General features: G+C 62.4%; 11 protein-coding genes. All 11 read left to right on the top strand.

Features of this window, described 5'->3' with window-relative positions:
* Positions 1 to 90 precede the first annotated feature (90 nt).
* The 11 genes from trxA (at position 91) to kdpC (ending at position 11,309) form a co-directional block, all read left to right on the top strand.
* Positions 91 to 942, top strand: a complete 852-nt coding sequence (gene trxA, locus AT395_RS15895) for a thioredoxin (protein ID WP_048629749.1) — start codon at positions 91 to 93, stop codon at positions 940 to 942.
* Between the two features lie 38 nt (positions 943 to 980).
* Positions 981 to 1,358 carry a cupin domain-containing protein gene (locus tag AT395_RS15890; protein WP_048629735.1) on the top strand — a complete coding sequence of 126 codons (378 nt, stop codon included), beginning with the start codon at positions 981 to 983 and terminating at the stop codon, positions 1,356 to 1,358.
* The gene (locus AT395_RS15885; RefSeq protein ID WP_042116554.1) at positions 1,355 to 1,942 is read left to right on the top strand and encodes a P-loop nucleotide/nucleoside kinase family protein; all 588 of its coding nucleotides are present in this window, start codon (positions 1,355 to 1,357) and stop codon (positions 1,940 to 1,942) included. The genes AT395_RS15890 and AT395_RS15885 overlap by 4 nt, the downstream gene beginning before the upstream one ends.
* A gap of 264 nt (positions 1,943 to 2,206) precedes the next feature.
* Positions 2,207 to 3,220, top strand: coding sequence for an amino acid ABC transporter substrate-binding protein (locus tag AT395_RS15880; RefSeq protein ID WP_048629734.1), 1,014 nt, complete (start codon positions 2,207 to 2,209; stop codon positions 3,218 to 3,220).
* Positions 3,221 to 3,392: 172 nt separating this feature from the next.
* Complete coding sequence (locus tag AT395_RS15875) at positions 3,393 to 4,166, top strand: SDR family oxidoreductase (RefSeq protein ID WP_048629733.1); 774 nt, start codon at positions 3,393 to 3,395, stop codon at positions 4,164 to 4,166.
* A gap of 105 nt (positions 4,167 to 4,271) precedes the next feature.
* Positions 4,272 to 5,180, top strand: a complete 909-nt coding sequence (locus AT395_RS15870; protein ID WP_048629732.1) for a LysR family transcriptional regulator — start codon at positions 4,272 to 4,274, stop codon at positions 5,178 to 5,180.
* Positions 5,181 to 5,296: 116 nt separating this feature from the next.
* Positions 5,297 to 6,268 carry an amino acid ABC transporter substrate-binding protein gene (locus AT395_RS15865; protein WP_224787451.1) on the top strand — a complete coding sequence of 324 codons (972 nt, stop codon included), beginning with the start codon at positions 5,297 to 5,299 and terminating at the stop codon, positions 6,266 to 6,268.
* Positions 6,269 to 6,595: 327 nt separating this feature from the next.
* Positions 6,596 to 6,688, top strand: a complete 93-nt coding sequence (gene kdpF, locus AT395_RS15860) for a K(+)-transporting ATPase subunit F (protein ID WP_064675054.1) — start codon at positions 6,596 to 6,598, stop codon at positions 6,686 to 6,688.
* Positions 6,685 to 8,490, top strand: a complete 1,806-nt coding sequence (kdpA, locus tag AT395_RS15855; protein ID WP_042116549.1) for a potassium-transporting ATPase subunit KdpA — start codon at positions 6,685 to 6,687, stop codon at positions 8,488 to 8,490. Before kdpF ends, kdpA begins: the two co-directional genes overlap by 4 nt.
* 28 nt (positions 8,491 to 8,518) lie before the next feature.
* A complete protein-coding gene (gene kdpB / locus AT395_RS15850) occupies positions 8,519 to 10,645 on the top strand; it encodes a potassium-transporting ATPase subunit KdpB (protein ID WP_042116547.1) in 2,127 nt (708 codons plus the stop codon).
* A 79-nt stretch (positions 10,646 to 10,724) separates the two neighbouring features.
* The gene (gene kdpC, locus AT395_RS15845) at positions 10,725 to 11,309 is read left to right on the top strand and encodes a potassium-transporting ATPase subunit KdpC (protein ID WP_048629731.1); all 585 of its coding nucleotides are present in this window, start codon (positions 10,725 to 10,727) and stop codon (positions 11,307 to 11,309) included.
* The last annotated feature ends 48 nt before the right edge of the window (positions 11,310 to 11,357 follow it).

Raw genomic sequence — 11,357 nt, 5'->3', positions numbered from 1 at the left:
TTTGCGATTACCATGCTTGTAGCTGGCGGCCGTATTCGATAAGTAACGGCCGCTGTAAACGCAATTTACCATGCTCAATACGAATCTATGATCGATACCAACCTCGCCAGTTTCGACACCGACGTGCTGTCCGTCTCGCATCAGGTGCCTGTGCTGGTCGACTTCTGGGCGCCGTGGTGCGGCCCATGCAACGTGCTTGGCCCGCTGCTGGAAAAGCTGGAGGCGGAAGCCCAGGGACGCATTCGTCTTGTGAAAATCAACGCTGACGAGAACGCACAGCTTTGCGCGGAGTACGGCGTGCGCAGTCTGCCCACGGTGGTGGCGTTCGTGGACGGCGAGCCCGTGGACCAGTTTGTGGGGGCGCTGCCCGAGGGGCAACTGCGCGCGTTCATCGACCGCGTGGTGCCGAATCCGGCGGAGATGGCGCGTCGCGTGGCGCGTGGGGCTTTGCAAGAGGGCAAGCCGGAGGTCGCGCGCGATGCGTTGCAGGCCGCGCTTGCGCTGGACCCTGCGCATGACGACGTGCGCCTCGATCTCGTCGACGTTTTGCTGGGGATGGGCGACGTCGGGAGTGCGCGCACGGAGCTGACGTTGCTTTCGCCGCGTACGGCCGCGAGCGGTGACGCCCGCATCGCCGCGCTGACCACGCGCATCGCTGCGGCGGAGCAGGCGAGCCATTTGCCGCCCGCGCAGACATTACTCGCGCGCGTGGCGGCTGAGCCGGATAACTTGCAGGCGCGGCTCGATCTGGCGAATCGTTATCTGGCCGACCGCGCATACGAGCCGGCCTTGCAGACGTTGCTGGATATCGTGCAGCGCGACCGTTCGTTTGGCGACGACGCCGGCCGCAAGTCGATGCTGGCCATTTTCGATGCGCTGTCCGAAACCGATCCGGCCACGGTCGCCGTATGGCGACGCAAGCTGAGCGCGGCGCTCAACTAAGCCCACTTCCTTTTCTTTTCTTCACCGACGGCACGCCGATGACTGCTCCTTCTCTGATTACCTTTGCGCCCGATCAGGCGGGCGAAGCCATCTTCGATCATCCCGCTGAGGCCCGCCGCGTGAGCGGCAATCCGCAACGGGTAACGCGTCCGTTCTACACCGATGCGCTGGGCGAGTTCGATTGCGGGGAATGGACGTGTGAGGTCGGCGCGTGGCGCATCGCTTTCGGTGCGCATCGTCAGGAGTATTTCTCGGTGATCGAGGGCCGTATTCGTATCAGCGATCTCGACGGTAACGTGTCGGAGTTCGGGCCGGGCGACGCCTGTGTGATCCCGGCGGGCTTCGAAGGGGTGTTCGAAGTGGTGGAGCCGGTCCGTAAGCATTTCGTGATGTTCGAGCGCAAGGCGCAATCATGACCCGCCTCATTTTCTTTTGCGGTCACTCGGGTGCAGGCAAGACAACGCTCGCAAAGCGGTTGATCCGACCGTTGATCGCGCGTAGCGGCGAGGCGTTTTGCCTGCTGGACAAGGATACGCTTTACGGCGATTACAGCGCGTCGGTAATGGGCGCGCTGACCGGTAATCCGAATGACCGGGACAGTCCGCTGTATTTGCAGACGCTGCGCGAGCCGGAGTATGCCGGACTGCTGGAGACGGCGCGGGAGAATCTGCGCCTCGGTGTGAATGTTCTGGTGGTCGGGCCGCTGTCTCGCGAGTTGCGCGAAGGGTTGTTGTTCGACCGTGCATGGCTCGGTATCGATGACGACGTGGGCGTTCATGTGGTCTGGGTCGATCTGGACGAGGCGCAAGCGAAGGCGCGCATCGAGCATCGCGGCAATCCGAACGACGCTTACAAGCTCGCGCATTGGGACGAGTACCGTGTACGCCGTTTCCTGCCGCCCGCCGCGGCGTTCCCCGGACTCATTCGTTTCGACAACACCGCACCGACGCTGGATGACGACGAGCGGCTGCTGCAAACGCTGTTGGCACAGACGCGCTGATTATCGAAATTCGTTCCAAGGGAAAAGTCTTAAAAGGCGTGTGACGGGGGAAAGCGGGAGAGGGAGCGTTCTAAGGTATGGGCACTTTCCTCCCTGGCCCCAGGCCCCATGCCGACTATGTCCCTGCCTCTTTGCCCGTTGTTTTCGTCCTCGTCTGCGGCTGGTGTCGCGGGCCTTCTACGTAAATCCCTTCGTTTTCTGCTGACGTCGATCGCCGGGCTGGCGATTGTGGCCCCCGTCATGGCGCGCGCCGGAGAGCCGCCGATGCCAGGGTTGCCACGCGTGAATACGGTGGGGCTGCCGTTGCCGCAGTATGCGGAGGATTCGCCGGCATTGGGCGATAGGGTTGCTACGTTATCTGCGACGTCTGACGTGGCGCCCACGATGGCACGTATTCGCGAGCGAGGTCGCATCGTGCTCGGCTATCGGCAGACGGCTGTACCGTTTTCGTACGTCGACGCGAATGATCGACCCACGGGGCTGGCATGGGCACTCTGCCAACGTATCGTGCCCGCGTTGCAACGCGAGCTGGCGATGCGAGACCTGCGCGTGACACCTGTTCGCGTGATCGAGCAGATGCGCGGCCCGTTAATCAAGGGCGACGCCATTGACATTGATTGCGCACCGTCGACCGTCACGGCAACGCGGGGAAAGCAGGTGGCTTTTAGCCTTCCATACTATGCGGCGAACATTCGCCTGCTGGTGAGGAAAGGCGCAGGTATCGCGTCCGTCGACGACATGCGGGGGCTCCGCCTCGCTGTTGTGCAAGGCACCACCGCTGAGCGGCTCGTGCGAGCCCACCACCTCCGTGCGGGCTTCCAACTGCTCATGGCACGCGACTACGCTGACGCGTTTCGCATGCTGCGCGAACATCGGGCTCAAGCGCTCGCACTCGATGACGTGCTTCTCGAAGGGCTGCGCGCCACGAGCAAGTCGCCCGATCGCTTCGAAATCGTCGGGCCACCGCTGTCGGATCGCCCTGAGTACTACGCTCTGGTGCTGCCGAAGGACGATCCCGCCTTCAAGGCCAGCGTAGACGCCGCACTCGCCGAGATGTTCCGCAACGGCGAAGTCGCCAGACTTCAACGCGAATCGTTTCAAACCGCCGTGCCGCCCTTCGGGCACAACCTGAATCTCGGCCTGTCCGCCGATGTGCTCGCTGTCTGGGCCGCCGGTGCCCGCTACGGTGCCGCTTCAGGTCGGGATGCTAAACCTGACCCGCTTCCTAAACCCACGGAACACGATGCCTCGGCCTCCCCTCAACCTCCCGGGAGCTAACGCCTCGCCTCATTTCGACCAGCACCAGTTCGCTGGCCCGCGAAGCGCGCGTCGCATTAGAACGATTTTCTGGATTGTCTATCCTGAATTTGGGAATTGGTAGGCCGGCGGATAGGGGGTAGATTGGGATCCTCATTGTTTAACACGCGACCTATTCGTGAAGGAGATTCCGATGGCCGATCACTCGATAAAGGGCAAAGTGGTTCTGATCGCAGGGGGTGCGAAGAACCTGGGCGGATTGATTGCTCGCGACTTGGCACAGCATGGCGCCAAAGCCATCGCAGTCCACTACAACAGCCAGGCCAGCAAAGCCCATGCGGACGAGACCGTGGCTGCAATCGAGGCTTTGGGCGCCAAGGCAGTCGCTTTTCAAGCAGACCTCAGCACTGCTGCCGCCGTCGAGAAACTGTTTGCCGACACCGTCAGGACATTTGGCCGCCCGGACATTGCGATCAATACGGTAGGCAAGGTGCTAAAGAAGCCGCTGGTCGAGATTAGCGAAGCCGAATACGACGAGATGAGTGCAGTCAATTCGAAGACGGCGTTCTTCTTCCTCAAAGAGGCGGGAAAGCACGTCAACGACCATGGAAAAGTCCTGACCTTGGTGACTTCGCTGCTAGGGGCTTTCACGCCGTTCTACGCGTCCTACGCTGGCACGAAAGCACCGGTGGAGCATTTCACTCGTGCGGCGGCCAAGGAGTTGGGCGCGCGCGGCATTTCGGTGACGGCAGTCGGGCCGGGCCCGATGGACACGCCGTTCTTCTATCCCGCCGAAGGGGAGGATGCCGTGGCTTACCACAAAACCGCTGCGGCGCTGTCCCCGTTTAGCAAGACCGGACTCACCGACATCGAAGACGTTGTGCCGTTTATTCGTCACCTTGTCAGCGATGGCTGGTGGATTACCGGGCAGACAATTCTCATCAACGGCGGCTACACCACGAAGTGAGCGGTGTGCGACACTCGTCCATGAGGGATAACGATCTTCCGTAGGGAATCAACATCCAGAGACAATTCGTTCTGCGCCGAATAAGGCGCAGCGGCAAAGGCGAACATGGATAGATTTGACCGGTACCGAGTCTTCTTGAAGGTTGCCGAGATGGGCAGTTTCATCAAAGCGGCGCATGCGTTGGATGTGCCGCGTGCCTCGGCGTCTGCCGCCATACAGCAATTGGAGAGCGAGGTAGGCGCTCGGTTGCTGCACCGGACCACTCGTCAGGTGCGACTAACGGCTGACGGTGCGCTGCTGCTCGAACGTGTGCGCGCGGTACTGGCAAACGTGGAGGAAATCGATTCGCTGTTCCATGCCAGTCAGCGTCAGGTATCGGGTCTGCTTCAGATCGACGTGCCCAGTCGAATCGCGCGTCGACTGATAGCGCCGGCATTGCCGACGCTATTGCAGAGGCACCCACATTTGCGACTGATGTTGCGATCGAGCGATCGTGCTGTCGATCTTGTGCAAGACGGCGTGGATTGCGTGGTGCGCGTGGGGAGCTTGCATAACAGCAGTCTTGTGGTGCGATTGTTAGGTACGATTGCATTGATCAATTGTGCTAGTGCCGCTTACTTGAAGGAAAACGGCGTTCCCGAGCACCCGGATGGACTGAGCGCCGGGCATGCGATGGTGGGGTACGCCTCGCCCACAACGGGCCGGGAGTTGCCATGGGAGTACCTGAGTGAAGAGGGCGTCGAATGCACTGTGGACGTTCCCAGCCGTGTGGTGACGAACAACGCCGAGGACTACATTGCCTGTTGTCGGGCTGGCTTGGGACTGATTCAGATTCCGCGGTTCGATGTGCAATACCTGTTGGACTCGGGGGAGTTGGTGGAGGTGATGCCAGCGCACCGGCCGGCGTCGATGCCAGTCTCGCTGCTGTACCCTCACCGTCGTCAGCGCTCGCGACGGTTGACCGTTTTTATGGAGTGGTTTGACGAACTGATGCGAGAGCATCTGGAAGCGTAGTCGCCGGTAATGGCTTCCCGTCGCCGCCTGCATAAGCTAATGACTAAGGTTTCTTTGCCCTCCGGGCCCTATGTCTGTAAATTCCTATCGTGCTGTTAATCCGATAGGAATTTGCTGTGAACGGTTTCGCTGAAGTCAACTGGAAAGTCGCCGCCAAACGCGTCGCATTAGGTCTCTCCGTCTGGTTTGCCGCCGCCGGTGCGGTATCGACGGCCATGGCCGCCCCCGCCAAGGCAGACGCCGTCGTCGCGCTGCCCACGCTGAACGGCGATCTGACCGGCACCCTCAAGAAAATTCACGACACAGGCCTTATCACGCTTGGTTACCGCGAAGCCGCCATTCCATTCGCCTACGTGAACGACAAGGGCAAGCCCGTCGGCTACACGATGGATCTCTGCTACGCGGTCGTCGACGCCGTGAAGTCGGCCCTCAATATGCCGAATCTGCGCGTGCGCGAAATGTCGATTACCCCGCAGAACCGCATTCCGCTGGTGAAGAACGGTACGGTTGACCTCGATTGCGCCCCGAATACGATTACGCCGGAACGTGCCGAACAGGTCGGCTTCAGTCATCCGTACTATGTCTCGGAGGTTCGCCTGCTGGTGAACAAGAAGGACAATATTCGCGGTCTCGAAGACCTGAAGGGGCAGAATCTCGTGGCATCGGCCGGCTCCACCGGTGAGCGCCTGGCACGCCTTCAGGCCGACAAGGGCGGGTTCCGTGTGATTCCTGCTCGCGATCATGGCGAATCGATGATGACGCTAGAAACCGGACGCGCCAAAGCGTTCGCACTGGACGACGTGCTGCTCGCCGGTCTGCGCGCAACGGCACGTGAGCCGGGGGACTTTGTCATCGTCGGTGCGCCGCTGGAGACAGAGCTCAACGCGCTGATGCTGCGCCGCGACGATCCGCAATTCAAACGCTTTGTCGATACGACGCTCGCCCACGTCTTCAGCTCGGGCGAGATCCGTCGCCTCCAGCGCAAGTGGTTCCAGCAACCGATTCCTCCGCGTAACGTGAACCTGAACCTCGAGCCGAGCAAGGAGGTGATCGAGGTTTGGCACAAAGGGTCGCAAGTGACCGAATGACACGCGGCTGAGGCGCCGGCGGGCAGAGAGCCCGCTACGCTCGCGTCTACAACCAGGTCTGAAGCCCGCCGATAGCGATATCGGCGGGCTTTTTGTTTACGCGTTGTTTACACCCCCTTTATCCCTTTTGTCCCCGTCTTTACGCGCCGATCCGTATCGTTCAGTTCACGGCTGGCATGTGCATGCGAAGGCGCGTCGCGCCCGTGGCGTGCCGGCCGCCACACGATAGGGAGTTGTCATGGACTGGTTATATCTCGGCGTTATCGCGGTGTTCGCTGCCACGACCGTCGGCTTTGTCGCGTTCTGCGCGTCGGTAGGGGGGCAGCAATGACAGCCATGTACTGGCTGAGCGGCGGACTCACGCTCGCGCTGCTCGTTTATCTCGTCTACGCGCTGTTCAAGCCGGAGGACCTAGCATGACAGTCAATGCCTGGATTCAGCTCGGCGTATTCCTCGTCGTGCTGCTGGTGCTGGCTCGCCCGCTCGGCCATTTCATGGCCGACGTTCTCGCCGGCGAATCTCGTGTGAACCGCTGGTTCGCGCCTCTGGAGCGCGGGCTCTATCGCCTGTGCGGTATCGATCCCGAAAAGGAAATGCACTGGCGCGCCTACGCGTTGGCTTTGATCGGCTTCAACGCCCTCGGTGCTTTCGCGGTCTACGCGCTGCAACGCTGGCAAGTCTGGCTGCCGCTCAACCCGCAAGGGTTTGGCGCCGTGACGCCCGACTCGTCGATGAACACGGCCGTGAGTTTCATCTCGAACACGAACTGGCAGGGCTACTCGGGCGAATCGACCATGAGCTATCTGACGCAGATGCTCGGTCTGGCCGTTCAGAATTTCATGTCGGCCGCTACGGGTATCGCGGTGGTCATTGCGCTCATTCGCGGCTTCGCGCGCCACACGGCGCAGACGATCGGCAATTTCTGGGTCGATATGACCCGCATTACGCTCTACATTCTGGTACCGCTGTCGATCGTTATCGCCGCCGTGTTCATGAGTCAGGGCGTGATTCAGAATTTCGACGCCTATAAGGACGTGAGCACGCTGCAAGCTACGCACTACGACAATCCGGTGCTTGGCCCGGACGGTCAGCCGAAGGTCGATGCCGCCGGTAAGCCGGTGACGACGCCTGCCGTGACACAGACGCAAACACTGCCGATGGGCCCGGTCGCCTCGCAGGAAGCGATCAAGATGCTCGGCACGAACGGTGGCGGTTTCTTCAACGCGAACTCGGCTCACCCGTACGAAAACCCGACGCCGCTGTCGAATTTCCTGCAGATCCTCGCGATCTTCCTGATCCCGGCGGCGCTTTGCTCCGCATTTGGCCGCATGGTGGGCGATCGTCGTCAGGGAGTGGCGATTCTCGCCGCCATGACGATCGCATTCTCAATTGCCGCGGTCGCCACGGTGTCAGCCGAGCAAGCCGGTAACCCTGTGCTGACGACGCTTGGTGCAGACCAGCAAGCAAGCGCCACGCAGGCCGGCGGCAACATGGAAGGCAAGGAGACGCGCTTCGGTATCGCTGCGTCGGGCATTTTTGCAACGGTGACGACGGCTGCGTCGTGCGGTGCGGTCAACGCCATGCACGACTCGCTCACGCCGCTGGGCGGCATGGTGCCGATGTTGCTGATGCAGTTGGGTGAAGTGGTCTTCGGCGGGGTCGGCTCGGGCCTGTACGGCATGCTGGTCTTTGCAATGCTCGCGGTGTTCGTGGCCGGACTGATGATCGGGCGCACACCAGAATACCTCGGCAAGAAGATCGAAGCGTTCGAGATGAAGATGGTCGCCGTCGCCGTTCTCATGACGCCGCTGCTCGTGCTGTGCGGTACCGCCGTCGCGGTGCTTGCCGCGGCAGGTCAGGCGGGCGTTGCAAATCCCGGCACTCACGGCTTCTCGGAAATTCTCTACGCCTATAGCTCGGCGGCGAACAACAACGGCAGCGCGTTTGCCGGTTTGTCGGCCAACACGCCGTTCTACAACAACACGCTGGCGGTCGCGATGTGGTTCGGCCGGTTCTGGGTGATCGTGCCGGTGCTGGCCATTGCCGGCGCACTCGCCCGCAAGAAACGGATTGCCGCAACGTCAGGCACGTTGCCCACGCACGGTCCGCTGTTCGTAGTGCTGTTGCTCGGCACGGTATTGCTGGTGGGCGCGCTCACCTACGTACCGGCGCTTGCACTCGGTCCCGTCGCCGAACATCTGGCGATGATCGGCGCGCATTGAATATTGAAATGAGGCATTCGAGGCACTCATGAATCAAACCTCAGGAAATACCGTTACCCGGCCGGTCGGCGAAGGTCACACGTCGGCGACCAAGTCGATGTTCGACCCCGCGATCGTGAAGCCGGCCATCGTCGACTCGTTCCGCAAGCTGCATCCGCTCACTCAGGCCAGGAACCCGGTGATGTTCGTGGTGTATGTCGGCAGTCTGCTCACGACCGTGCTCTACGGCATGGCCCTGGCGGGTCACGCCGAGGCGAGCGCGCCGTTTATCCTCGCCATCACACTCTGGCTGTGGTTCACGGTGTTGTTCGCGAACTTCGCCGAAGCACTGGCGGAAGGGCGCAGCAAGGCGCAAGCTGCATCGCTGCGTCAGGCAAAGAAGAACGTGCCGGCCAAGCAACTGCGCGCCGCCAGTCGTGACGCGGAATGTCTGGTCATCGACAGCGCCAGCCTGCGGCGCGGCGACTTCGTACTCGTGGAAGCCGGCGATGTGGTGCCGGCCGACGGTGAAGTGGTGGAAGGCGTGGCGTCGGTCGACGAATCGGCCATCACGGGGGAATCGGCCCCGGTGATCCGCGAATCGGGCGGCGACTTCTCGGCGGTGACCGGCGGCACGCGTGTACTGTCGGACTGGGTGGTCATGAAGGTGACGGTCAACCCGGGCGAGGCATTCCTCGACCGCATGATCGCGATGGTGGAAGGCGCGAAGCGTCAGAAGACGCCGAACGAAATCGCCCTCACGATTCTGCTCGTCGCGCTCACGCTCGTGCTGCTGCTCGCTACGGCCACGCTGTTGCCGTACTCGATCTACAGCGTGCTCGTCACGCAGGCCGGTCATCCGGTCACGATTACGGTGCTCGTTGCGCTGCTGGTGTGTCTGATTCCGACCACGATCGGCGGGCTGCTCTCCGCGATTGGTGTGGCCGGGATGAGCCGCATGATGCAGGCGAACGTGATCGCCACGTCGGGCCGTGCGGTGGAAGCGGCCGGCGACGTCGACGTGCTGCTGCTCGACAAGACGGGCACGATCACGCTGGGCAATCGTCAGGCGTCGCAGTTCGTGCCCGCCCCGGGTCTGGACGAGCGTACGCTGGCCGACGCCGCACAACTGGCGTCGATGGCCGACGAAACGCCGGAGGGCCGCAGCATTGCCGTGCTTGCCAAGCAGCGCTTCAATCTGCGTGAGCGCGAGATGAGCGGTCTGCACGCCGTCTTTATTCCGTTCACCGCACAAACGCGCATGAGTGGCGTGGATCTCGCCGACAAGCAGATCCGCAAGGGCGCCGCCGACGCCGTCAAGCGGTACGTGGAGTCGGCGGGTGGTGTCTGGCCGGTCGCGCTGGCCACGTCGGTGGACGAGATTGCCCGCCGTGGCAGCACGCCGCTGGTGGTTGCGGAGCGAGACGGGCATGGCACTCGCGCGTTGGGCGTGATCGAACTGAAGGACGTGGTCAAGGGCGGTATCAAGGAACGTTTCGCCGAACTGCGCCAGATGGGCATCACGACGCTGATGGTCACCGGCGATAACCGCCTCACGGCAGCGGCGATTGCGGCCGAGGCGGGTGTCGACGACTTCCTCGCTGAAGCCACGCCGGAGGCCAAGCTCGCGACGATTCGCAAGTATCAGGCCGAAGGCAAGCTGGTCGCGATGACCGGCGACGGCACGAACGACGCCCCGGCGCTCGCACAGGCCGATGTGGCGGTGGCGATGAACTCGGGCACGCAAGCGGCGAAGGAAGCCGGCAACATGGTCGATCTGGATTCGAACCCGACCAAGTTGATCGAGATCGTTGAGATCGGCAAGCAAATGCTGATGACGCGCGGCAGTCTCACCACGTTCTCGATTGCGAACGACGTGGCGAAGTACTTCGCCATCATCCCGGCGGCTTTCGCCACCACGTATCCGCAACTCGATACGCTCAACGTGATGCGTCTGGCGAGTCCGTCGTCGGCCATTCTGTCGGCGGTGATCTTCAACGCGCTGATCATCGTGGTGCTGATTCCGCTCGCGCTCAAGGGCGTGAAGTATCGCCCGCTCGGCGCCGCGACGCTGCTGCGCCGTAACCTCGTGATCTATGGTCTGGGCGGGATTCTGGTGCCGTTCGTAGGTATCAAGGTCATCGACATGTTCATTGCCGCGATGGGCTGGGCCTGATCGCGGGGCATCCGGACACACATGCCCACCGTGGTGGTGTGTCCGGGCCACATTGCTGAAACTCTAAGGAATAGACGTCATGAAAACCCTCTTGCGCCCGATGCTGAGCCTGTTCGTCGTGCTCTCGGTCATCACGGGCCTGGTGTATCCGCTGGTCGTGACGGGCATTGGCCGGGCGGCGTTCCCGCGCGAAGCGGCCGGCAGCCTGATCTACAAGGACGGCAAGGCCGTGGGTTCGTCGTTGATCGGTCAGAACTTCGACGAACCGAAGTACTTCTGGGGCCGCCTGTCGGCCACGGCGCCGATGCCCAACAACGGCACGGCGTCGGGGGGCTCGAACTTCGGTCCGCTCAACCCGGCACTCGCCGACGCCGTAAAGGGCCGCATCGCGGCGTTGCGCGCGGCCGACCCGAGTGCCACGCTGCCGGTGCCCGCCGATCTGGTCACGGCGTCGGCCAGCGGCCTCGACCCGGAAATCAGCCCGGCCGCCGCCGACTATCAGGTCGCCCGCGTCGCCAAGGCGCGTGGTCTCACGCCCGACGCCGTGCGCTCGCTCGTGGCGCGCTACACCGAAGGCCGCCAATGGGGCATTTTCGGAGAGGCACGTGTGAATGTTCTGAAGCTCAACCTCGCGCTGGACGGACTGGCGCCCGGCAGCGTCTGAAAAGCGTATCTGCAAGCCGGGGAAGCCAGTGAATCGCTGGTCTTGCCC

The sequence above is a fragment of the Pandoraea apista genome (genome assembly GCF_001465595.2).
Taxonomy (GTDB): domain Bacteria; phylum Pseudomonadota; class Gammaproteobacteria; order Burkholderiales; family Burkholderiaceae; genus Pandoraea; species Pandoraea apista.
The sequence above is the reverse complement of the archived record's forward strand: the minus strand, read 5'-3'. Positions and strand labels throughout refer to the sequence as shown.

Bases quoted from the DNA above. Each gene is read 5' to 3' on its own strand.
- AT395_RS15890 (WP_048629735.1), top strand. From the start codon at position 981: ATGACTGCTCCTTCTCTGATTACCTTTGCGCCCGATCAGGCGGGCGAA.
- AT395_RS15885 (WP_042116554.1), top strand. From the start codon at position 1,355: ATGACCCGCCTCATTTTCTTTTGCGGTCACTCGGGTGCAGGCAAGACA.
- AT395_RS15880 (WP_048629734.1), top strand. From the start codon at position 2,207: ATGCCAGGGTTGCCACGCGTGAATACGGTGGGGCTGCCGTTGCCGCAG.
- AT395_RS15875 (WP_048629733.1), top strand. From the start codon at position 3,393: ATGGCCGATCACTCGATAAAGGGCAAAGTGGTTCTGATCGCAGGGGGT.
- AT395_RS15870 (WP_048629732.1), top strand. From the start codon at position 4,272: ATGGATAGATTTGACCGGTACCGAGTCTTCTTGAAGGTTGCCGAGATG.
- kdpF (WP_064675054.1), top strand. From the start codon at position 6,596: ATGACAGCCATGTACTGGCTGAGCGGCGGACTCACGCTCGCGCTGCTC.
- kdpA (WP_042116549.1), top strand. From the start codon at position 6,685: ATGACAGTCAATGCCTGGATTCAGCTCGGCGTATTCCTCGTCGTGCTG.
- kdpB (WP_042116547.1), top strand. From the start codon at position 8,519: ATGAATCAAACCTCAGGAAATACCGTTACCCGGCCGGTCGGCGAAGGT.
- kdpC (WP_048629731.1), top strand. From the start codon at position 10,725: ATGAAAACCCTCTTGCGCCCGATGCTGAGCCTGTTCGTCGTGCTCTCG.